Consider the following 20538-nt stretch of genomic DNA (forward strand, 5'->3'; position numbering starts at 1 on the left):
GCCACGGCGGAAGCCCACCGCCACGCGCTCGGCCGCCAGACCCGCCGCCCTGCTCAGGGCTCCTTCGGATACACCGTCGCGACGTCGTGCAGCGGATTGGGCAGCTCACCGTGCGGCGCGATGGCATGGCGGTAGGACAGTTCCGCGTAGCCGGTCTGCACCAGACGATCGCCGTTGAGCGGGTAACGGGCGAACGTGGGGCCGAGCAGACTGCCCTGCTCCATCCGGTCGCCCAGTTCGGGATGTCGATCGCGGAAGGCCTCGATCTCACCGCGAACCCGGCCCCAGAACCGCTCCTCGGCGAGACCGTGCTGTTCACGCAGCAGCCTGGCCAGCGGCCGGAACACGCCGACGAGCAGCGCGTCCACCAGGTACTGCCGGAGCACATGCCATGGCTTGCGCGGCAGGACCCGGTGATGCGAGTCCGGTTCGGGACCCCGCTCCGGAACCGGTTCGACGGACACGTTGACGTCGTCGATCAGGTCCTTGATCGCCACCCTGGTCGGCAGCCCCGACTCGTCCAGGACCACCAGCACGTTCTCGCCGTGCGGGTTGACGGTGATCCCGTACCGGTAGAGCACCAGCAGCAGCGGCCGCAGCAGCGCGCCGAACAGCGCGGCCGTCCAGGCCTGTGCGTCGAGGCCGGATCGTGCGATGTACTCGCTCACCAGTCCGCGCCCCGAGGCGTCGACGTGCAGGACCGCCGCCAGGGGCACCGCCCGCTCGCCGGGACGCAGGGTGGGGTCCACCGACTCTCGCCAGATGCAGCCCAGGGTCTCCAGCCAGGTGTAGGGCGCGCCCGCGACGGTGGACAACAGCGGATGCTCGATCGTCACGGATGCGACCTCGCCGAGCAGGATCGCCCCCGTCTCGGCCACCTCAGGGTCGCCGTCCCACAGACCGCGCAGCCACTGGGTGACGGTCGGCGCGGCCGAGGTGCAGTGGGGCGGGATGCCGCGCCACACCGCCGTGTTCAGGATGCGCAGCGGCAGCTTCACCTGGAACCGCTCCGAACGCTCCACATTGGACATCGTGCGGATCGCCTGGGTCGGCAGGTACGCGTCGGGCGCCGTGCCCAGCTCGATGATGCGCTCGGCCGCCAGTTCCGGCGCCCACAGGGTGCGGACGACGTGGTCGAGCTGCCACGGATGCACGGGCAGCCACACGTAGGCGTCCGGGTTCACCCCCCGGCCTCGGAGGACCTGGGCGAACGTCGTCCTGGTCTCCTCGTCGAGTTCGTGCTCCCGGACGGAGTGCTCCGAGAGCGCGGGCGTGGCGCGGAACTCCGCCAGTCCTCTGTGGACGGCCAGCCACGGCAGCCGCAGCCACTGGCGCGCCTCCGGGGCGTAGCGGCCCTGGTCGTCGGCGGAGAACCCGACCCGTCCCTTGTTCGCGATCAGCCAGGGATGGCCGACCAGATGTCCCTCCAGCTCGGTGTGCCCGAGGCCCGCGAGGGCGGTGACGGGGACGTCGTTCTCGGCGAGGGCGACGTCGGCGGTCAGGGTCGCGGTCAGCTCGGCGAGATAGTTCGCCGCCGTCTCCGGGGTGACGCCGATGGTGCTCGCGGCGTCGAGCAGGAAACGGGCCGGGTCCCACGCGGGCATGCCGAGTCGATCGCCGAGGATGCCGGTCACCCGATGCCGGATCGAGTCCGGCAGCACCGTCCAGTCCCCGAAGGCCCCGCGCACCGCCTGGAACGAGTACTCGGAGTCGGCGAGCCGCAGGAGCCACTCGCCGTCGGCGAAGGGTTCGGGACGTAACAGGTCCTCGAAGGCAAGCTCCCCGATCATCTTGGCCAGCAGCCTGGCCGAGGCCAGCCTCCAGATCTCCGCCCGCGTCGGCACCGCCGTCATCCGTCCTCTCCTGGTGTTCCGAAACTGGTGAACGCCGTGCGAACCGGCAGGGTGCACGCCTCCCGTGCCAGCACCGTGTTGAGCACGACCGCGTTGCGCACCGCGCCGAACCCCAGATCCGGCGCGGACACCCCGTGTCGGTGGATGTCCGCGTTGGACGTGAAGATCCGGCCGCTGATCGACGGGTCGGTCTCGATGGAGTGATCTTCTCGAACCTGAGGCCGACCCGCTTCGTCGCGGGCCAGCCGATCCGCGATCGGCGCGAGGAAGTCGGTGGGGCGGTGTCGATAGCCGGTGGCCGCCACCACGATGTCGGTGCGGTGCTCGAAGCCCTGCCCGGTGTCTCGATGGACGCAGTCCAGGGTGAGACCGCCGTCGCTTAGGGCCGCGTCCTGGACCGCGACGCCGCTGCGCAGCTCGACGTCCGTCCCGCCGTGGGCCAGCCGCCGGTACAGCGCGTCGTGCAGCTCGTCGATCGTCTCCTCGGAGATCCCCTTGTAATGCCGCCATTGGTTCGCGATCAGCGCGTCTCGGGTCCGCTCCGGCAGCGAGGCGAAGTACCGGACGTAGTCGGGTGTGGTCATCTCCAGCACCAGCCTGCTGTAGTCCAGCGGGGCGAAGCTCTCGGTGCGGGTGAGCCAGCTCAGTCGGGGACCTCGCGAGCCGTTGCGGCGTAACAGGTCCAGCATCGCCTCGGCACCGGACTGGCCGGAGCCCACCACTGTCACGCGGTCCGCGCGCTCGAGATCGCCGGCTCGGTGCAGGTAGTCGGCGGAGTGCACGACCCGGTCCTCGCCGAGTGCGGCCAGCTTCGGCGGCAGCCATGGCGCGGTGCCGATGCCCAGCGCCAGATGTCGCGCCAGGAACTCCTGCCGACCGCCGCCTGCTTCGCTGACGGACACGGCGAATCGGGCCCGGTCGGCGTCCCAGTAGACCGAGTCGACCCGGTGTCCGTGTCGTACCGGGAGGCGCGCGGCGGCCCAGCGCAGATAGTCCTGGTACTCCAGCCGGGTCGGATGAAACCGTTCACGTACGTAGAACTGATACAGCCTGCCCCGGTCCCGCAGAAAGCTCAGAAACGACAGCGGGTTCGTCGGGTCGACCAGCGACACGAGGTCGGCGAGGAAGCTCACCTGAAGGATCGCGTCGTCGAACAGCACGCCGGGGTGCCAGCCCCAGTCGGACTCGGCGAGCTGCTCGCAGACGACCACGCTCACATCGGGCAGCGGGTCGGCCAGTGCGGCCAGGCCCAGGTTGAACGGTCCGCCGCCCACGGCGAGGACGTCGCACTCCTCGACCGTCATCGGCTCGCCCCCAGCCGCGCCTCGGCCAGCGGGTTCGGCGCCCGCAGGTACACCGACTGGTTGTCGAGCGGGGCCAGCACCTCGTCGATTCCCTTCAGCCTGGTCAGCATGTTCGCCTTGCAGGGCAGGGTGTCGGCGTCGAGCCAGCGGCGAGCAAGTCGGTCGCCGTCCGGGCCCGCCTCGGCGAGTCCCGGCAGCGCGGCACGCAGTCGGTCGGCCAGCACGCCCAGCAGATCCCGTTCGTCGGCCAGTCCGTCGACGCCGAGGGCGCCGACCACGGCCAAGGCCTGGTTGCGCAGCAGGTAGTACGACAGCCGCTCGTCCACGATCGCGTCCTCGACCACCGCCAGCGTGGACGCGGCCGCCCGGGAGACGCTCAGCAGCTCGGGCAGCCGAGACGCGGCCAGGTAGTAGCCCTGGTTGTCTCGGAAGGCGCCGCCCGCCACCCTGCCATGGGAGTCCACCCGCACCAGCGTGTTCTGCTGGTGTCCCTCCAGACCGATACCGGTGGCCGCGTACAGGTGCAGCATCGGCACCAGCACCCGGTCGACGTAGTCGGCCGTCCACTCCGCCGCCGCCGCAGCGTTCGACCCGTCCGTCGAGGCGATGATCTCGCCGAGCATCGACCGCCCCAGGCCCGGCCGAGGGGCGACCAGACCGGCGAGACAGCGGAACTCGGTGATGTCGGCGGGCGACTCGCGGACCGCCACCTCCAGGCCGGTGATCGAGGGTCCTTCGGCGCGGTCGGGCTCGTCGACGGCGGCCCACGCGGGATCGCGCAGGACGCGGAAGTCGGGATGCGCCGAGAAGGTCGAGTCCGCGAGCCCGCTCGCCAGCAGCCGCTGCACCTCCAGACCACGCAGCAGTTCCGTGCGGGTGAACTCCCGTCGCGAGTTCGTCAGCCGCAGTCCCAGCGACAGTTTCAGCATCACCGTCTCGCCCGGCAGGTAGACCGTCCGCAGACTCGACGTCGGCCGCCAGTCCGGCCCGGCAACGCCGCGATCACGCAGCGCACCGGATGCCAGCAGCGCCCTGATCCTGGGCCGGTGCAGCAGATCGCGAGCCTGCCAGGGATGCGCGGGCAGCAGCACCCGATCGGCGGCCGCGGACAGACCCGACAGCTCGGCGAGCAGCGCGGGGGCGTCGCGGCCCAGCATGCCGGGGCCGTCGATCGCGGCGTCGTGCGACACGACCGAGGCGTCGGCCTCGAACCAGTGCAGCGCGAAGCCGCCCCGCAGCTCGGGGGCGAAGCGCTGGTCCTCGGACTCCGAGAGCCCGTCGCGACTCTTGGGCGCGGGATGCCGCAGGTGCCCGAGCAGCAGGGCCTGTTCCGAGGCCAGGAAGGCGTCGTCCTCCCGCTCGCCCGCCGCGTCCTGCCGTCGTCGGACGTCGACGTAGCGGGTCACCCGCGCCAGCGACTCGGCCGTGCGACCGACCAGGTCGGCGACCTCGGCGGCAGCGGCCGACGCTGCCGCGCCTGCCGTCGCCGCGGACTCGTCGTCCCAGCCCGCGCGGGCCGCCTCGTCGGCGAGCAGTGCCACCGCGAGCACGGGATCGACCGAGCCCACGTCGGTGCCGTCCGCGCGGAGCAGCCGCACGGGGCCGAACCGATGCCAGTCGGTGGGGGAGCGGTGCACCACCTCGGTGTTCAGCGCGAGTCCGGTTCGACTCAGCGAGATCCTCAGGGGCCCGGCGGTCACCTCCAGTCCCGTCTCGCGCAGCCAGCAGCGCAGCAACGCCTCGAGGTGGGCGTGTGCCGATGCCGACGCGGCGTCCGCGCTCGCCAGCGGGTCGGGCGGGGTCATCCGATCTCCTCGGTCATCTCGGCCTCGACGACGGCACCCGCCGCCAGCACCTCGGCCAGCACCTCGTCGACCTGGTCCGGCGTGGTCGCCGGGTTGAGGAACGTCAGTTTCAGACAGGTCCGCTCCGTGCCGTCCTCGTCGCGCGCCGTCGTGCGGCCCAGCAGGCTGCCGCCCGTCTGGGACAGCCTCCTGCGCAGTTCGGAGTTGACCAGGTCGGAGTGCTCGATCCGCACGGTCTGGAAGCGGAAGACGACCGTGGTCAGCGTGCCGCCGCCGACGAGCCGCAGCCGGGGATGGTCCTCGACTCGCCCCGCTGCGTGCCGAGCGAGGTCGTGGCAGTCCTCGACCATCGTCCCCAGCCCGCCGCGTCCGAGGGCGAGCAGCGTCGTGGCGATCTTGACGGCGTCGGGTCGACGCGTCGTCTGGAGCGTCTGACCGAGCAGCCCGCCGAATCCCGCCGCCGTGTCGTCGGCGGGATTGAGGTAGGCCACCTCCCGGTGCAACGGGGTGAATGAGGACCCCTCCGCCAGCAGCAGGACACTCGCCGATGCGGGCTGCCAGCCGAGTTTGTGCAGATCGCCGGTGATCGAGTCGGCCAGCTCGATGCCGCGCAGTCGGGAGGACAGCCGGTCGGAGAACAGCGTCCCGAAGCCGTATGCCGCGTCGACGTGCAGCCAGAGGCCGTGTTCCGAGGTGATCTCGGCGAGTTCGGGCAGCGGGTCGACGCTGCCGAAGTCGGTGGTCCCCGCCGTGGCCACCACGGCGATCGGGGTGTTCTCCGGCGGCAGCTCCCGCAGCATGGCCGCGAGTGCCTCGGGACGCAGCCGGTGCGCCCCGTCGACCGGGACGGGCCGCACCGCGTCCTCGCCGAGCCCGAGGACGGCGCAGGCGCGGTGCACCGAGAAGTGCGCCAGCTCGGAACAGAACACGACCGGCCCTGGCAGGCTCGCCACCCCGGACCGGCGGACGTCGATGCCGCGTCGGGCCGCCGCCGCGTCGCGGGCGAGCAACAGCGCCATCAGGTTGGACAGCGAGCCGCCCGGCGTCAGCACGCCGTCCGCTCGGGTGGTGAGCCCGGCCAGGCCGGTCAGCAGCCGGATGAGCCAGCGCTCCACCGCGACGGCCGACGGCCCCGAGTCGTAGGTGTCCAGGGAGGCGTTGCCCAACGACGCGAAGACGTCGGCGGCGACGGCCACCGGGAGCGGTGCGGGCTGCAGGTGCGCCAGCGCACCGGGATGAGTCAGGTTCAGTCCATGGTCGACCAGGACTCCGGTCACCAGCCGCAGTGCGCCTGCGGCGCCTAAGCCGTCCTCGGACAGCCGGGCGGGGCCCAGCGCGGCGGCGACGGCCTCGGAGACCTGGGCGGGCGGGCCCGCAGGCAGCGGGCCGGACCGGTCGGTACCGCCCGCGCCGGGGAATCCCGCGGTCATCAGGTTGATCACTCTGAGCATGTCGGCTGGTGAACACGCCGCGAGCGGCGGCGGGTGGCCGAGCGATTCGGGAGGGGCGGACCACAGGGTCTGGGTCACGTGACCTCACAATTCTCGTCTGCTGGTGACCGTTAGGCCACCCTGGGTTAGGTTAGGTTAGGCTAACGAGATTGCGGAGGGGAAGGCGTGGGCGGGGTCGGGTGAGTGACCCACAGCACTCGATCGGCCTGCCCGAGCGGCGTCGAGGCGCACCCGGTAACCTGATCGCCGTTCGAAGAACGATCAAGGAACGCGGCCCCGCCCGATTCTGCGGGGGATCGCGAGACCTCCCATTCATCGGCAGTCCGCTAGGAGGAGTTCGTGTCGGCAGGCCAGATCGCGGCACTCGTGGCAGCGGGTGCTTTCGTGCTCCTGGTGCTGCTGTTGGCGGTTCCGTTGCTGAAGCTCGGTCGGACTCTGGACGAGGCCACCATCGCCATCCGCAAGGCGCATGAGAACTCCGAGCCGCTGTTCACCGAGGCCAACACCACCCTCACCCACGTGAACGCGCAGTTGGAACGGGTGGACGGCATCACCTCCAACGCGCGCACCGTCAGCGGCAACGTCTCGGCGCTCAGCTCGTTGTTCACCGCGACCCTCGGCGGTCCGCTGGTCAAACTCGCCGCGCTCTCCTACGGACTGAGCAAGGCCCTGCGTGGCAGGCGCGGCCGACGTTCGGGACGCGGTAACGTCGAGTCTCCCCGTGGCGGTCGCCGTCGGGGTCGAGTCAGGGGAGGCAGGCGATGAGTCGACTGTTCTGGTTCGGCGCCGGCATCGCGGCAGGCATCGCCATCAGCCGCAGGATGGCTGAGGCAGCCCGGCAGGCCACGCCTGCGGGCGTCGCCGCCAACGTCGGCGACGCCGTGCGCGAGCTGGCGGGCGCCCTGGGCACCTTCGGTGCCGAGGTGCGCGCCGGGATGAACGAGCGGGAACGCGAACTGGCCGACGTCGTCGAGGTGCAGTCCGGACTGGCGTCCCCCGCCGATCCCGGCGCCCGCTCCTGGGTTCCCGGCCAGGGCGTTCCCGGTTTCACCCGCCCGGTGCGCACCATCCGTCCCACTCCCGGCGACCTGCACCGACGGGGCGAGCTCGGCTCCGGGACGGGGCAGGCAGGCGAGGCGCCCCGCCCCGTGCGTGGCCGAGCGCGTAGGGCGGGAGGCTGAGCGACGCCTCGCCGCCGAGTTCTTCCGCGACGCCCCGCCGGGGAGGACGCGGAATGCCCGCCGCCGAGACGATCCACGGCCGCTCGTCGTCGTGAGACCTCGCGACCTCCCGCCGAGACAGCTCCGCCGCCTGCCCTCTCCGGCAGGCTCGCCCACCTGAAGATGCCGACCTCCGGACGCGACCGGGAAGGCCGAATGGCAGGGTAGGCGCAGTCGAACGCCCTCTCGGCGCGTTCGTGCCGTCGCCAGACGGACTGTCGCCGACCCGTGCCGTCGTCTTCTCGAGTGCCCGTGCCGGTCGCCTGAAGCAGGACGAGACTTGATTCAGTAAGGGATCACCGTGCAGACACACGACATCCGCCAGCGTTTCCTGTCCCACTTCGAGCGAGCGGGCCACACCGTGGTCCCCAGCGCGTCGCTGCTGCTCGACGACCCGAACCTGCTCTTCGTCAACGCGGGCATGGTGCCGTTCAAGCCGTACTTCCTCGGCGAGGCCTCCGCGCCCTACCCCCGGGCCACCAGCATCCAGAAATGCGTCCGCACCGGGGACATCGACGAGGTGGGCAAGACCTCGCGGCACAACACGTTCTTCCAGATGGCGGGCAACTTCTCCTTCGGCGACTACTTCAAGGAGACCGCCATCGAGCATGCCTGGAGCCTGCTGACCACCAGCCAGGCCGACGGCGGCTACGGGTTCGACCCCGACCGGCTCTGGGCCACCGTCTACCACGACGACGACGAGTCGGCGCTGTTGTGGCGCAAGATCGCGGGCCTGCCCGAGGAGCGCATCCAGCGCCGAGGGATGGCCGACAACTACTGGTCGATGACCGTGCCGGGGCCGTGCGGTCCCTGCTCGGAGATCTACTACGACCGGGGTCCGGAACACGGGCGCGACGGCGGCCCGATCGTGGACGAGGACCGCTTCCTGGAGATCTGGAACCTCGTCTTCATGCAGAACATCCGGGGCGAGGGGCCTGCCAAGGAGGGCTACCCGATCCTCGGCGAGCTGCCCGCCAAGAACATCGACACCGGCCTGGGCGTCGAGCGGGTCGCCTACCTGCTCCAGGGCGTGGACAACGTCTACGAGACCGACCTGGTCCGGCCGGTGATCGCCAAGGCGGAGGAGCTGTCCGGCAGGCGCTACGGCGCCGATGAGACCGCCGACGTCCGATTCCGCGTCATCGCCGACCACGCGCGCTCGGGCGTCATGCTGATCGCCGACGGCGTCACACCCGGCAACGAGGCCAGGGGCTACGTCCTGCGCAGGCTCCTGCGCCGCATCGTGCGCTCCGCGCGCCTGCTGGGCGTGAAGGAGCCGGTGCTCGGCGAGTTCACCTCGGTGGTCCGGGACGTCATGTCGCCCGCCTACCCCGAGCTGACCACCGACTACGAGCGCATCGAATCGGTGATGCGCACCGAGGAGAACGCCTTCCTCACCACGCTCACCAGCGGCTCGAAGATCTTCGACCTGGCCGCGACCGCGACGCGGGACAGCGGAGCCGTCGTCGTGCCCGGTGACAAGGCCTTCCAGCTCCACGACACCTACGGGTTCCCCATCGACCTCACCCTGGAGATGGCGGCCGAGCAGGGTCTGTCGGTCGACGAGGAGGGCTTCCGGTCGCTGATGGCCGAGCAGCGCGCCCGCGCGAAGTCGGCCGCCGCCGCCCGCCGCACCGGCCACGGAGACAAGTCGGTCTACCGCGAGCTGCTGGATCAGGGCCCCACCGAGTTCGTGGGCTACGAGCGGTTGGAGAGCGAGTCGGTCGTCCGGGGCCTGGTGGCCGAGGGCACCCGGGTCCGCAGCGCAGGTGAGGGCGACATCGTCGAGGTGGTGCTCGACCGGAGCCCCCTGTACGCCGAGTCCGGCGGCCAGGAGAGTGACGCCGGAGCCATCCTGGGCGACTCGGTGCGGGCTGAGGTGCTCGACGTGCAGAAGGTGTCCCGCAAGCTCTGGGTGCACCAGGTGCGGGTGCTGGAGGGCGAACTGACCGAGGGCGCGGCCGTGCTCGCCAAGGTCGACCCCGAATGGCGGGTCGGAGCGCGACAGGGCCACTCGGGCACCCACGTCGTGCACGCCGCCCTCCGTGAGGTGCTCGGCCCGTCCGCCCTGCAGAGCGGCTCGTACAACAAACCCGGCTACCTGCGACTGGACTTCGCCTGGCCCGGCGGCCTCTCCCCGGAGACCCGCAGCGAGATCGAGGAGGTCTCCAACCTGGCGGTGCGGCGGGACCTCGCGGTGTCCGTGCTGCACACCTCGATGGAGGGCGCCAGGGAGCTGGGCGCGCTCGCCCTGTTCGGCGAGACCTACGACGAGTCCGTGCGCGTGGTGGAGATCGGCGGTGCCTGGTCCCGTGAGCTGTGCGGTGGCACGCACGTCGAACACTCCTCGCAGATCGGCCCCATCACGCTGTTGGGCGAGTCCTCCATCGGCTCCGGAGTACGGCGCATCGAGGCCTACGTCGGGATCGAGGCCTTCCGCTACCTGGCCACGGAACGTGCGTTGGTGCAGAACATCGCGGCCATGCTGAAGGTGCCCGACCAGGAGGTGCCCGCGAGGGTGGAGAGCCTGGTGGAACGGCTCCGCCTCGCGGAGAAGGAGCTGGAGCGGGTCCGCGCCGCCGCGCTGCTGTCCTCGGCGGGCGGTCTCGCCGACAGCGCCGCCGACGTCGACGGCCTCGCCGTGGTCGCCGCCGCCCTGCCTGCGGGCGTCAGCGGTGGTGATCTGCGCACCCTGGCCTTGGACGTGCGCGGCAGGCTGGGCGAGCGCCCCGGAGTGGTCGCGCTCTTCTCCGCCGACGAGGCCGCCGGGAAGGTCGCCTTCCTGGTCACCCTCAACACGGCCGCTCGGGAGCGGGGACTGGCTGCCGGGAAGCTCGTGCCGTCCTTCGCGCCCGCCATCGCCGCTCGCGGCGGCGGCAAGCCGGACATGGCGCAGGGCGGCGGGACGAACCCCGCAGGCGTGCCCGAGGCTATCGCCGCGCTCCATCGGGAGCTGGCCGCCGCCCCGGCGAGCCGGTGAGCCGACCGAAACGACGTCAGAAGGCCGGTCGGGGCGATGGCCTCGACCGGCCCGGCGTCGACGACCCGGGACACGGCTGTCGGCTCGGCGTGGACGTGGGGTCGGTGCGGGTCGGAGTGGCGATCAGTGATCCCTCCGCGATCCTCGCCACCCCCCTCGGTACCTTGTCCCGTGATGAACGCGGTGATCGTGATGTCGACGAGCTCGCAGGGATCGTCACCGAGCAGGAGGTGGTCGAGGTGGTCATAGGACTGCCCAGGACACTGGCTGCCCGGCACGGCATCGCCGCCCAGACGGCCGAGGCCTATGCGGCCAAGGTGGCCGCCCGCGTCGCGCCCGTTCCGGTCCGGCTGGCCGATGAACGACTTACCACCGTCACGGCCGCCCGAGTACTCTCCGAACGCGGTGTTCGCGGCAGACGGCAGCGCGCCGTGGTGGACCAGGCGGCGGCCGTCGAGATCCTGCAGGCCTGGCTCGATGCCAGGTCGGCCGCGCACCGCGCAGCAGCGGCGGACCCAGGAGGAGCTCCGTGAGTGACGACCTCGGATTGTTCGATGAGGAGACCGGCGACAGTCGGTCACGCAAGTCCCGAGGCAAGAGCAAGGTGGATCAGGAAGACCCGGCGGCCCGCCGCCGGAAGCGCCTCGTCACCCTGATCGGGGGCGCGGTGCTGCTGGCGGTCGTGGCGGCCGGGGCGATCTACGGCGTCCGCGAGATCATGAGCATCGGCGGTTACGACGACTTCGAGGGCGAGGGCGAGGGCAGCGTCGTCATCGAGGTCGCCGACGGAGCCAGCCTCGGCCAGATCGCCCAGACGATGACCGATGAGGGCGTCATCGCCAGCCCGAGGGCCTTCACCACCGCCGCCGAGGGCAATCCGGCCTCGACGGGCATCCAGCCCGGCTTCTACCTCCTGCGCAACGAGATGTCCGGCGCTGCGGCGTTGAGTCAGATCCTCGACGAGGACGCCAGGCTCGGCCAGGCCGAGGTGCAGGGCGGGATGCTCCTGCACGACACGTTGGCTGCCGACGAGAGCGTGCAGTCCCAGGGCATCATCACGATCCTGGCCGAGGCGAGCTGCGCGGAGCTCGACGGCGCGGAGCAGTGCGTGTCGGCAGACGAGCTGTGGGACGTCGCCGAGAACACCGACGTCGCCGAGCTGAACATCCCGGACTGGGCGGTCGCAGGCGTGACGGCGGCGCCGCAGCAGCACCGGCGACTCGAAGGCCTGATCGCGCCCGGCCTCTACCACATCAACCCGAGCTGGAGCGCCGAGGAGCTGTTGAACAGCGTCCTGAGCACCTCCTCCACCCGCCTGCAGGCCGCCGGGATGCCGGGGATCTCGGATGACTCCGGCTTCACCCCGTATGAATTCCTCACGGTGGCCTCGCTGATCGAGAAGGAGGGCATCCAGTCCGACTTCCCGTCGATCGCCACGGTGCTCTACAACCGGTTGCGGGTCGATGAGAGGCTACGGCTGGACTCCACGATCAACTACTTCGACGGAACAGGTTCCATCCGAACCGACAGCGGCGTCCGGAATACGCCCAACCCGTACAACACGTACTTGAACACCGGGTTGACGCCGACCCCCGTCTCCTCACCACACACCCCGGCGCTGGAAGCGGCGGCGAACCCGGTGGACGAGACCTGGATGTACTTCGTCAAGTGCGAAGAGGACGGCACGTCCTGCTTCAACGACACCAATGAAGAGCATGAGGCGGACGCGCTCGACGCGGTCGAGAGGGGCGTCTGGTGAACGGATGCTCTCATGTGATGCGACGATGACGCAGATTCGGCCGGTGAATACGAGCGATCTGGATCTCGTGGTGCTCCGATGACCGATTCGCCCCGGCGCCGGACCGCCGTCCTCGGCTCTCCGGTGGCGCACTCGCTCTCACCGGTCCTGCACGGCGCCGCCTACCGGGAGTTGGGCCTGACAGGCTGGCGTTACGACCGCATCGAGTGTGACGCCGAGGCACTCCCGGAGCTGGTGGCCGGGCTCGGCGAGGAGTGGGCCGGGCTGTCGGTGACCATGCCGGGCAAACGGGCCGCCCTGGCCACGGCGGTCGAGGCGACCGACCGGGCCACGGCGGTCGGCGCGGCGAACACCCTCGTCCCGCTGGCGGGCGGCGGCTGGCGGGCCGACTGCACCGACGTCGAGGGCATCACCGGCGCCCTGCGTGTCGCGGCCGCCTACCGGCCCGCCGTGGGTGACACGGCACTGGTGCTCGGTGCGGGCGGCACCGCCTCGGCGGCCATGGTGGCCATCGCGGATCTCGGCATCACCTCGGTCCGGCTGGCCGTGCGGGCGGTGGCGCGGGCGGGGGAGACCCTGGCCGCCGCCGAGCGGGCGGGCGTCTCGGTGGAGACCGTAGGACTGTCGGAGCCCGAGCTGGCCGCCGTGGCGAAGGAGTCCGCCGTCCTCGTCTCGACGGTGCCCGCAGGCGCGGCGGATTCGCTGGCAGCGGTTCTCGCGGCGACGCCGCATGTGCTGGACGCCGTGTACCACCCCTGGCCGACGCCGCTGGCCGAGGCGGTCGCTGCGGCGGGGGGCAGGCTCGCCACCGGCCTGGACATGCTGCTGCACCAGGCCTTCGGCCAGGTCGTGCAGTTCACCGGACTGCCCGCGCCGCGTGTGGCGATGCGCGATGCGTTGCGTGAGGCCACCGGCGGCGAGGTCCCCCTGTTGCTGGACTGATGCCGTCGCCGGGCTGATGCTGTCGCCTGCGTCGGACTGTCACTGCGCTGGAATGACGCGGCCGTGCTGCTGCCAGCTGCCTCGGCTCGGTTCGGCGGAGCCCGATGACGCCTCTCAGCGTCGAAGTTGGCACGGGCGGGACAGGGCGCATCGTCGAGGAGATCGCTTACGTCGTACGCGGCGAGCAGGCCCTGTCCGTCCGCGATAACGGCGTCAGGGGCGGCCCTCGCCGTCACTGTTGTCCGGGCCTCCCACATCCACCGTCACGAGTCGTTCGGCGCTGATCATGGACAGGCCGTGGCTCGCATACTCCGCCGAGCCGGAGGTGCCCCAGAGCACCCCGTCCGGGTAGAGCAGCGCGGAACGATCTCCGATCTGGATGCCCCAGTACCGCACCCGACCGTCCACGGGGTCCTCGTCCGCGCCTGCGCATTCCCAGAGCGCGAAGAGACGAGGTGCCTCGTCGGTGACCAACTCGGTGATGGTCCGGTGGGCGGCGGGGCCGAGGTGCGGTGGGGCGGACGTGAGATCCGGGCCTGCTGCGGCGCGTCCGGTCACGTGCTTCGGATCGGTCATCAGTACCTCCAACGTTGTGCGTGATTCAAGACACACCATATGGCGATACGTTTTGCGCGTCGATCACCTCATGGGGTGATTGATCTTTGATCCGCGCTGATCCACAGTGGGCGGTGCGCACCCCGACGTGCGCTCGTCAACCCTGCGATAAGGGCGTCTGGAAGGAGTGCGACGTGGCAGAACGAAGTGATCCTTCGGCCCTGCGATGGCTGATCGGAGCGGAGCTGGCGGACTATCGGAAGCAGACCGGGCTCTCCCTGTCGAAGGTCGCTGCCCAGGTGGCGATCAGCAAACCGAAGCTCAGCAACATGGAGGCGGGCCGGTTCCAGCAGTATCCGGACGACGTGGCCAAGGTGCTGGAGTGCTACGGCGTCTCGCAACGGGACATCGACCGGCTGTGCGCCCTCGCGGGCCGTTCGGACGAACGTGCCTGGTGGGCGCCGTGGGCACATGTCGTGCCGGACTGGTTCCGGACGATGATCGGGCTGGAGGGTTTGGCGACGGCGGAGTTTCACTACGAGCCGACGGTGATCCCCGGGCTCTTGCAGACTGAGGACTATGCCCAGGCGCTCACAGAGGCGACGGGCTTTGTCCGCGCAGATCACAGTGAACGATTCGTCTCCTTTCGACTGGCCAGGGCTCGGCGGTTGACGGATGCGGAGCCTCTGGAATTTCATGCGGTGATGGGGGAGGCCGCGCTGGGGTTGGCGGTCGGCACACCGGAGGTCCGGCAGGAGCAGTACCGCCATCTACTGAAGGTTGCCGAATTGCCGAACGTCACCGTCCAGGTGACCCGTCCGCAGCGCGGGCCGCACGCTGCACTGGTCGGTCCGTTCTACATTTTTGATTTCGAGCTGGCCCGTTCGATTGCCTGCGCAGAGCTGCTTGATGGGGCGATGTACGTTCAGGACTTCGACCAGGTGCGGACCTATACCATGGCGGCGGAGAGCGCGCAGCAGGTTGCGCTGTCGCCAGCGGAGTCCGTCGAGCTCATCGAAACGATGACCGACGGTGGTTGACTCGGAGGTCATCATGCTTACCCCTGATCTCGGTACGGCCCCCTGGGTCAAGTCCAGTCGCAGCACGAACAACGGCGGCTGCGTCGAGATCGCCGCCGGGACAGCCTGGCGAAAGTCCAACCACAGCGCCAACAACGGCGCCTGCGTCGAGATCGCCGGCTCGGTGACCTGGCGGAAGTCCAGCCACAGCGCCAACAACGGCATGTGCGTCGAGGTCGTCGACGGCGGGCGATGGGCGGCGATCCGCGACTCGAAGAACCCCGACGGCCCGGCCCTGGTGCTGACCCCGGCCCAGTTAGCCGCCTTCGTCCGTTCGGTGCAGGCGGCCCGCTGAGTCTTCTTCTGGAGTGCGATGTCGATCGAGCAGGTCCGAGGACAGCTCCTGGCGGTGTTCGATCGACTCCCACACGGCGTACTCGCCGCGATCGGACAACGCCTCGTCCAGGCACGCGCGGCAGCAGCCGCCGAATGGCACGGCAGCACCAGCCCGCATGCGCACCACGCCCAGGAATGTCTGGCCGGGGTCGGCGATGACCTCGCCGCCGCCGGTCAGAAGCTCCGCCAGGCGGGCGAGCTGCTCCAGCAGTACATGATCAGGCTTTAGGCGCGTGGCCGGGATGAAGTCTGTCGAGGAGGTCGTCGCCGCTCTGCGGGCCGCGTTGGAGGACGTCTCTCCCGGTGAGCTGGCGGCCTGCCGAGAACTCGTCCTGGGCGAGCTCCTTCCGCCCCTGATCGAGGCGTCGGCAGGTTCGAGCAGCCCGGAACTCCACGCCGCCGTCGCCCTGCTTCAGGAGGTGGGCGAGGACCTGGCCCGAGCCTGGGCCCGCTTGGAATCCGCAGGCCACCACACCGAGTCCTACGCCCAAGCCGTCCTCGGCCCGGCGGTAAGCAGCGGACCGGCTAGTGATTTCCCGGGTGACGACGACCGAGGTGCTCCTGCGTCTCAACCGCCCGACCAGACCACGATCCCATCCCGACCCGCAGCGGCGAAGAAATGCCCGCAGGACTTCACCGAGCAGGACTCTGCGGATTGGGCACGTCGTCAGCGCGAGAACCTTCCTCAGCGTGGTAAGAAACAGAAGGCTACGGGCCGGTACGTCGATCCGAGTGGCGATGTGCACGAGATCGAAAGTGGCCAAGATGGTGACTTTGATAGCATCAACGAGCATTTTCGTGGGCACGGTCCGATAGGGCAGAGTCACTTGCCGAACGCACTGGCGAGACACATCGAGGTCAAGGTCGCCTACCGGATGGCTCGTGACGGTGTCGATCACGTCGAGATCGTCATCAACCTGGAAGTCTGCGACCAGAAACTGTATAACTGTCGACGGACAGTGCCGTGGATACTCTACTCCGGGCAGGTTCTGATCGTACATGATCCGGCTGGCAGGCATGTGTTCAAAGGAAAGAGAAGGCGATGAAGTACACTCTCAGTGCACTTTTCGAGGACGGCGATGGTAACTCGATCATCGTGCGCGACCACGCTGAGCTCGATTCGATGGTAGATGATCTACTAGAGACTGATCTTGATGAAAACGCGGTGTTCAATATCGTCGAGCGCCCTAGCATTCCTCCCCTCGATCTTCCCGATCACCAATTTTCGATCGACATGTGGATGGGCCAAGATGTGACTGCGGTTTATTTCATTGGCCAGACTGCATCGGGCGAGGTGGGGCAGTGGTTCAGTGTAAATCCAAATCCTATCGAAAATGCGCCTGAATTGTACTATGATACACGCTCCGCTGCCCGGTTTCCCGCAGATGCGGCGATTTCGATCGGTGATCTTCGAAATGCTCTACACGAATTCTTGGATAATGGTGGCGTGCGTCCTGAGTGCATTGCCTGGCAGCCGTATAAGGATGACCCGAGTTGAACACAGATCCACGTCGTGATCTCCGGACGGTGACTGCAGAGCAGGGTCGATGAAGTAGCACTTCGAGGGAGGCCGGGCCGCCGACCACAAGGCCGGCGGCCCCGACGTTCACTCGTGTCCCGAGTCCGCCGCCACTAACGCGGCGAGTTCCTCCAAGACCGCCTCGGCGCCCTCGCCGTCGGCGGAGAGCACCACCTCGTCGCCGTGCATGGCCCCGAGTGTCATCAGTCCGAGCACGCTGGCCGCCGTCACCGTAGGGCCGTCGCCCTTCCGGATGCTCACCGTCAGCGGCTGTGCGGCGGCGGCCTTGGCCAGCTGTGCCGCGGGCCTGGCGTGCAGGCCCACCACGCTCGCCACCGTCACTCGTCGTTCCGCCATCCTCGTGATCACTCCTTCGTCTCTGCCAGCGGCTTCTCGGTCGGGGTGGACGGCGCCGCCGAGGTGGTCGCTGTCGTGGCCACCGCCTCGGGCGTCGCAGGCTGGGCGGCCCCGCCGTCCTGATCGTCCTCGTCGTCCTCACGCCCCGGCGTCGCCAGGTTCCACTTGGTGATCACCCAGCGGAAGACGAAGTAGTAGACAGCCGCGAAGACCAGTCCGATGGGGATGATCAACCAGGGCAAGGTCGCCAGCCCCCAGTTGAGTACGTAGTCGATGGCGCCTGCCGAGAAGCCGAAGCCGTGGTGAACGCCCAGGGCGTTGGTCACGGCCAGCGAAAGGCCGGTGAGCAGGGCGTGGACCACCAGCAGCGGCCAGGCCACGAAGATGAACGCGTACTCCAGCGGCTCGGTGACGCCGGTGAGGAAGGACGCGAGCGCTCCCGCGAACACCAGGCCGCCGACCAGCTTCTTCTTCTCGGGGCGCGCGGTGTGATAGATCGCCAGCGCCGCGGCGGGCAGGGCGAACATGAAGATGGGGAAGAAGCCGGACATGAAGGTGCCCGCAGCGGGGTCGCCCGCGAAGAAGCGGTTCAGGTCGCCGGTGACGCCGTCGTAGTCGCCGAAGAGGAACCAGACGACCGAGTTCAGGATGTGGTGCAGACCGAAGGGCAGCAGGAAGCGGTTCAGCGTGCCGTAGATTCCCGCGCCGATCACGGTGGAGCTGGCCACGGCATCGCCGACCCAGGTCAGGCCCGCGTTGAATCCGGTGAAGATCAGGCCCATCACGATGCCGACCACGATCATGACGAGCGCCGTGATCATCGGCACGAAGCGTCGTCCGCCGAAGAACCCGAGATAGGTCGGCAGCTTGATCCGGTGATATCGCTGCCAGAGATAGGCCGCTATCAAACCGGCGACGATGCCCCCGAGCACTCCGTAGGGGCCGTTGTTGAAGTTCCGTCCCTCGGTCAGCTCTTCACCGAGCATCGCCCACAGGACGTTGTGCAGGACCAGATAGCCGACCACCGCGGACAGGGCGGTGGAGCCGTCTGCCTTGCGAGCCATGCCGATCGCCACGCCGACCGCGAACAGCAGCGGCAGATACTGGAACAGCGCGTCGCCGCCCTGCCCGACGACCTGCGCGGCCCGATCGAAGAAGTCACCGGGGATGGCGGCGATCAGTTCGCCCTGCCCGGCGCCGGACCCGTCGATGTAACCGAGGCGGGACAGCAACGCTGCGGCGGGCAGGACGGCGATCGGCAGCATGAGACTGCGGCCGAACCGTTGGGCCAGCGCGAATCCTCTGCTGTTGCGACCGCGTGCCGCCGTGGTGGCGTCAGCGCTCATGTGCTCCTCCTTGCACGGAGTGCGGACCTCGGGGCGTGCCCGGCTGGTCCGCTGACATCGTCAACTGGTACTTGTCGCCCCGGTACCAGGACGTGGTGTCCTCGACCGGATGCTCTCCCACCGCCGAGACGCGGCGGAAGACGAGGAGCGGGCTCGACGTCCGCACCTTGAGTAGTCGCGCGGTCGAGGCGTCTGCCTCGGCCGCCCACACGGTTTGCCGCCCGCGATTCAGCAGCACCCCGTACGTCTGGGCGAGCAGGCTGTACAGCGAGCCCGTCAGGTCGTGATCGAGCAGGCCCGGCACGAGGCGAGGACTGAACCAGCCGTGTTCCAGCGCCAGCGGCACGCCGTCGGCCAGCCGGAGCCTGCACACCCGATAGGCGGGCTCACCCGGCGCGAGACCGAGCGTTGCCGAGGTGTTCGTCGCGGGCACCTCCTCGCTACAGGTGAGCAGCGTGCTGGAAGCCGCCATGCCGTGCCGTTGGAGCTCCTGGGTGAACGACGTCAGCGGCGGAGTCTCCAACCTCGGCCGGGCCGTGAAGGTGCCTCGGCCTCGGACTCTGGTGAGCAGCCCCGCCGCGACCAGTCGTCCGATCGCCTCGCGCACGGTCAGCCGGGAGACGCCGAAGCGCTGGGCGAGTTCGCGTTCGGAGGGCACGGCGGAGTCCGGCGGCAGTTCGTGCTCTACCAGGTCCCGCAGGATCGCGCCGAGCTGGACGTGCTTGGGCGTCGGGCCCGCGACGAGTCGTCGATGCAGGTCAGGTGGTTCAGCATTCTCGTCGTGCTCCCGCATCGAACCCTCCCGCCCCGTCACGGTCCGGCTGCTGATCGCTGAGAACTGCTCGCCTGCCGACAGCGGCGATTGGTACTGTCCGGTCCAGACCACTGTCGTCGTGGAGAATGCTCGCCGCGACCTCGGGTGTCAACCATTCTCAAGGTCACGAGCGAGTCTCGGCAGGGGGTGGACCGGCCGTTGTCGCAGGCGGTCTTCCCTCGATGCACGAGCAAGGAGGACCACGTGAGTCAGGACAAGGCCGCCGCGATTCTGGCCGCCATCGGCGGGGCGGACAACATCATCGAGATCGAGCCGTGCATCACCCGGCTCCGTTGTGAACTGACCGATCCGCAACTCGTCGACGAGCAGGCCCTGCGCCGGATCGGCGTGCACGGAGTCCTGAGATCGGGCGATGCCGTGCAGATCGTGGTCGGGCCGGATGCCGACAACATCGCCAGCGACATCGAGGATCTTCGATGAGCATCTCCGTGCTCGCCCCAGTCGCGGGCCGGGTGGTGCCCTTGGCCGAGGTGGGCGACCCGGTGTTCGCTCAGGCGATCGTCGGTCCCGGCATCGCCGTGGAGCCTGCCGACGATGCGACCTCGGCGGTGGCACCCGTCGACGGCGTCATCGCCGCCCTGCATCCCCATGCCTTCGTCGTCACCTCGCCTGCGGGCGTGTCGGTACTGGTGCACCTGGGCATCGACACCGTGCGGCTCAAGGGCGAGGGCTTCACCCTGCACGTGGTCAAGGGCGAGACGGTACGGGCCGGGCAACGTCTCGTCGACTGGAGCCCGACGGCCGTGCGCGCCGCCGAGTTCTCAGCGGTGTGCCCGGTGATCGCGCTGGACTCGGTGCCTGCGGCGCTGCGCGGAGTGCGTGATGTCGGGCCGGTGTCGGTGGGTGAGGAGCTCTTCACCTGGGACGGGCAGTGAGCGGAGCCGGACGTCGTGGACGTCGTGGACGTCGTGGACGCGCAGGCTTGTCATGGTCGGGGCCTGCTCCGATGCGATCGAGTCACGATGATCAAGACTGCGTGACGTGCTCTGACGTGCTTTGACGCCGGACCCGGTCGGTGTCGCGTCGGCCTGGTGAGCCTGCACGAATTCCCGGCGGGGCGGCGACTGCGTCGTGTGGCGACGGGTCGGTCGTCAGTTGTCGGAGTGGGCAGGCGGCGCCGGTGGGGCGCCGGAGACCGCAGGCAGCAGGGTCTGCCGCGCCTTCGGAAAGTGATCACCCGTTCTGTCCGTGCCGCCA

The 20538-nt window shown here is 69.5% G+C and carries 20 protein-coding genes and 1 pseudogene; 13 read left to right on the forward strand and 8 right to left on the reverse strand.

Annotation, left to right across the window (positions count from 1 at the left end; genetic code table 11):
• Nucleotides 1–53: 53 nt before the first annotated feature.
• From UA74_RS12100 to UA74_RS12115, 4 genes are read right to left on the reverse strand one after another with little or no spacing between them, the layout of a single operon-like run.
• Complete coding sequence (locus UA74_RS12100) at nt 54–1853, reverse strand: IucA/IucC family protein (protein ID WP_075764384.1); 1800 nt, start codon at nt 1851–1853, stop codon at nt 54–56.
• Nucleotides 1850–3157, reverse strand: coding sequence for a lysine N(6)-hydroxylase/L-ornithine N(5)-oxygenase family protein (locus UA74_RS12105; protein ID WP_075764386.1), 1308 nt, complete (start codon nt 3155–3157; stop codon nt 1850–1852). Before UA74_RS12105 ends, UA74_RS12100 begins: the two co-directional genes overlap by 4 nt.
• Nucleotides 3154–4962, reverse strand: coding sequence for an IucA/IucC family protein (locus tag UA74_RS12110; RefSeq protein WP_075764388.1), 1809 nt, complete (start codon nt 4960–4962; stop codon nt 3154–3156). The genes UA74_RS12105 and UA74_RS12110 overlap by 4 nt, the downstream gene beginning before the upstream one ends.
• Nucleotides 4959–6413: a pyridoxal phosphate-dependent decarboxylase family protein gene (locus UA74_RS12115; RefSeq protein WP_075740339.1), complete on the reverse strand. Its 1455-nt coding sequence runs from the start codon at nt 6411–6413 to the stop codon at nt 4959–4961. The genes UA74_RS12110 and UA74_RS12115 overlap by 4 nt, the downstream gene beginning before the upstream one ends.
• A gap of 339 nt (nt 6414–6752) precedes the next feature.
• Between UA74_RS12115 and UA74_RS12120 the strand changes: the two genes are divergently transcribed.
• The 6 genes and pseudogenes from UA74_RS12120 to UA74_RS12145 all read left to right on the forward strand — a co-directional run bounded on the left by UA74_RS12120 (nt 6753) and on the right by UA74_RS12145 (nt 13314).
• On the forward strand, nt 6753–7178 hold the full coding sequence (locus tag UA74_RS12120) for a DUF948 domain-containing protein (RefSeq protein WP_075740340.1): 426 nt from the start codon (nt 6753–6755) through the stop codon (nt 7176–7178).
• Nucleotides 7175–7385: pseudogene (locus UA74_RS33500) on the forward strand (hypothetical protein); the annotation flags it as partial. The gene UA74_RS12120 and the pseudogene UA74_RS33500, both read left to right, overlap by 4 nt.
• 549 nt (nt 7386–7934) lie before the next feature.
• The gene (gene alaS / locus UA74_RS12130) at nt 7935–10613 is read left to right on the forward strand and encodes an alanine--tRNA ligase (RefSeq protein WP_075764390.1); all 2679 of its coding nucleotides are present in this window, start codon (nt 7935–7937) and stop codon (nt 10611–10613) included.
• Nucleotides 10610–11146: a Holliday junction resolvase RuvX gene (gene ruvX / locus UA74_RS12135; protein WP_075764392.1), complete on the forward strand. Its 537-nt coding sequence runs from the start codon at nt 10610–10612 to the stop codon at nt 11144–11146. The genes alaS and ruvX overlap by 4 nt, the downstream gene beginning before the upstream one ends.
• Nucleotides 11143–12372 (forward strand): endolytic transglycosylase MltG, encoded by a 1230-nt coding sequence (gene mltG / locus UA74_RS12140; RefSeq protein ID WP_075740344.1) that lies wholly within the window; start codon nt 11143–11145, stop codon nt 12370–12372. The genes ruvX and mltG overlap by 4 nt, the downstream gene beginning before the upstream one ends.
• Before the next feature lie 78 nt (nt 12373–12450).
• On the forward strand, nt 12451–13314 hold the full coding sequence (locus UA74_RS12145; RefSeq protein ID WP_075740345.1) for a shikimate dehydrogenase: 864 nt from the start codon (nt 12451–12453) through the stop codon (nt 13312–13314).
• 213 nt (nt 13315–13527) lie between these two features.
• On the opposite strand, the gene UA74_RS12150 is transcribed toward UA74_RS12145, so the two are convergent.
• Nucleotides 13528–13890, reverse strand: coding sequence for a hypothetical protein (locus UA74_RS12150; protein WP_075740346.1), 363 nt, complete (start codon nt 13888–13890; stop codon nt 13528–13530).
• 173 nt (nt 13891–14063) lie between these two features.
• Between UA74_RS12150 and UA74_RS12155 the strand changes: the two genes are divergently transcribed.
• Genes UA74_RS12155 through UA74_RS12175 form a run of 5 tightly spaced genes read left to right on the forward strand, consistent with a single transcriptional unit; the run spans nt 14064 to nt 16782 of the window.
• A complete protein-coding gene (locus UA74_RS12155) occupies nt 14064–14909 on the forward strand; it encodes a helix-turn-helix domain-containing protein (RefSeq protein WP_075740347.1) in 846 nt (281 codons plus the stop codon).
• A gap of 13 nt (nt 14910–14922) precedes the next feature.
• Nucleotides 14923–15243 (forward strand): DUF397 domain-containing protein, encoded by a 321-nt coding sequence (locus UA74_RS12160; RefSeq protein WP_075743715.1) that lies wholly within the window; start codon nt 14923–14925, stop codon nt 15241–15243.
• A gap of 18 nt (nt 15244–15261) precedes the next feature.
• Nucleotides 15262–15513 carry a hypothetical protein gene (locus tag UA74_RS12165; protein ID WP_075740348.1) on the forward strand — a complete coding sequence of 84 codons (252 nt, stop codon included), beginning with the start codon at nt 15262–15264 and terminating at the stop codon, nt 15511–15513.
• Between the two features lie 13 nt (nt 15514–15526).
• Nucleotides 15527–16330 (forward strand): DddA-like double-stranded DNA deaminase toxin, encoded by an 804-nt coding sequence (locus tag UA74_RS12170; protein WP_075740349.1) that lies wholly within the window; start codon nt 15527–15529, stop codon nt 16328–16330.
• The gene (locus tag UA74_RS12175) at nt 16327–16782 is read left to right on the forward strand and encodes an Imm1 family immunity protein (RefSeq protein ID WP_075740350.1); all 456 of its coding nucleotides are present in this window, start codon (nt 16327–16329) and stop codon (nt 16780–16782) included. Before UA74_RS12170 ends, UA74_RS12175 begins: the two co-directional genes overlap by 4 nt.
• A 108-nt stretch (nt 16783–16890) precedes the next feature.
• Here the strand turns inward: UA74_RS12175 and UA74_RS12180 are convergent, their stop codons facing one another.
• The 3 genes from UA74_RS12180 to UA74_RS12190 are packed head-to-tail and all read right to left on the reverse strand — an operon-like array spanning nt 16891 to nt 19299.
• Entirely contained in the window at nt 16891–17160 is a 270-nt protein-coding gene (locus UA74_RS12180; protein ID WP_075743716.1) for an HPr family phosphocarrier protein, read from the reverse strand.
• A gap of 8 nt (nt 17161–17168) precedes the next feature.
• On the reverse strand, nt 17169–18506 hold the full coding sequence (locus tag UA74_RS12185; RefSeq protein WP_075740351.1) for a PTS transporter subunit EIIC: 1338 nt from the start codon (nt 18504–18506) through the stop codon (nt 17169–17171).
• The gene (locus UA74_RS12190) at nt 18496–19299 is read right to left on the reverse strand and encodes a GntR family transcriptional regulator (RefSeq protein ID WP_075766107.1); all 804 of its coding nucleotides are present in this window, start codon (nt 19297–19299) and stop codon (nt 18496–18498) included. Before UA74_RS12190 ends, UA74_RS12185 begins: the two co-directional genes overlap by 11 nt.
• Before the next feature lie 225 nt (nt 19300–19524).
• On the opposite strand from UA74_RS12190, the gene UA74_RS12195 reads away from it, so the two are divergent.
• A complete protein-coding gene (locus UA74_RS12195) occupies nt 19525–19761 on the forward strand; it encodes a glucose PTS transporter subunit EIIB (protein WP_075743718.1) in 237 nt (78 codons plus the stop codon).
• Nucleotides 19758–20216 carry a PTS sugar transporter subunit IIA gene (locus UA74_RS12200; RefSeq protein WP_075740352.1) on the forward strand — a complete coding sequence of 153 codons (459 nt, stop codon included), beginning with the start codon at nt 19758–19760 and terminating at the stop codon, nt 20214–20216. Before UA74_RS12195 ends, UA74_RS12200 begins: the two co-directional genes overlap by 4 nt.
• Nucleotides 20217–20538: the final 322 nt, after the last annotated feature.

The organism is Actinoalloteichus fjordicus (assembly GCF_001941625.1).
Classification (GTDB): domain Bacteria; phylum Actinomycetota; class Actinomycetes; order Mycobacteriales; family Pseudonocardiaceae; genus Actinoalloteichus_A; species Actinoalloteichus_A fjordicus.

Excerpts from the sequence above, each read along its gene's own strand:
- UA74_RS12100 (WP_075764384.1), bottom strand. The coding sequence starts at position 1,853 with ATGACGGCGGTGCCGACGCGGGCGGAGATCTGGAGGCTGGCCTCGGCC.
- UA74_RS12105 (WP_075764386.1), bottom strand. The coding sequence starts at position 3,157 with ATGACGGTCGAGGAGTGCGACGTCCTCGCCGTGGGCGGCGGACCGTTC.
- UA74_RS12110 (WP_075764388.1), bottom strand. The coding sequence starts at position 4,962 with ATGACCCCGCCCGACCCGCTGGCGAGCGCGGACGCCGCGTCGGCATCG.
- UA74_RS12115 (WP_075740339.1), bottom strand. The coding sequence starts at position 6,413 with ATGCTCAGAGTGATCAACCTGATGACCGCGGGATTCCCCGGCGCGGGC.
- UA74_RS12145 (WP_075740345.1), top strand. The coding sequence starts at position 12,451 with ATGACCGATTCGCCCCGGCGCCGGACCGCCGTCCTCGGCTCTCCGGTG.
- UA74_RS12150 (WP_075740346.1), bottom strand. The coding sequence starts at position 13,890 with ATGACCGATCCGAAGCACGTGACCGGACGCGCCGCAGCAGGCCCGGAT.
- UA74_RS12160 (WP_075743715.1), top strand. The coding sequence starts at position 14,923 with ATGCTTACCCCTGATCTCGGTACGGCCCCCTGGGTCAAGTCCAGTCGC.
- UA74_RS12165 (WP_075740348.1), top strand. The coding sequence starts at position 15,262 with ATGTCGATCGAGCAGGTCCGAGGACAGCTCCTGGCGGTGTTCGATCGA.
- UA74_RS12170 (WP_075740349.1), top strand. The coding sequence starts at position 15,527 with ATGAAGTCTGTCGAGGAGGTCGTCGCCGCTCTGCGGGCCGCGTTGGAG.
- UA74_RS12175 (WP_075740350.1), top strand. The coding sequence starts at position 16,327 with ATGAAGTACACTCTCAGTGCACTTTTCGAGGACGGCGATGGTAACTCG.
- UA74_RS12180 (WP_075743716.1), bottom strand. The coding sequence starts at position 17,160 with ATGGCGGAACGACGAGTGACGGTGGCGAGCGTGGTGGGCCTGCACGCC.
- UA74_RS12185 (WP_075740351.1), bottom strand. The coding sequence starts at position 18,506 with ATGAGCGCTGACGCCACCACGGCGGCACGCGGTCGCAACAGCAGAGGA.
- UA74_RS12190 (WP_075766107.1), bottom strand. The coding sequence starts at position 19,299 with ATGCGGGAGCACGACGAGAATGCTGAACCACCTGACCTGCATCGACGA.
- UA74_RS12200 (WP_075740352.1), top strand. The coding sequence starts at position 19,758 with ATGAGCATCTCCGTGCTCGCCCCAGTCGCGGGCCGGGTGGTGCCCTTG.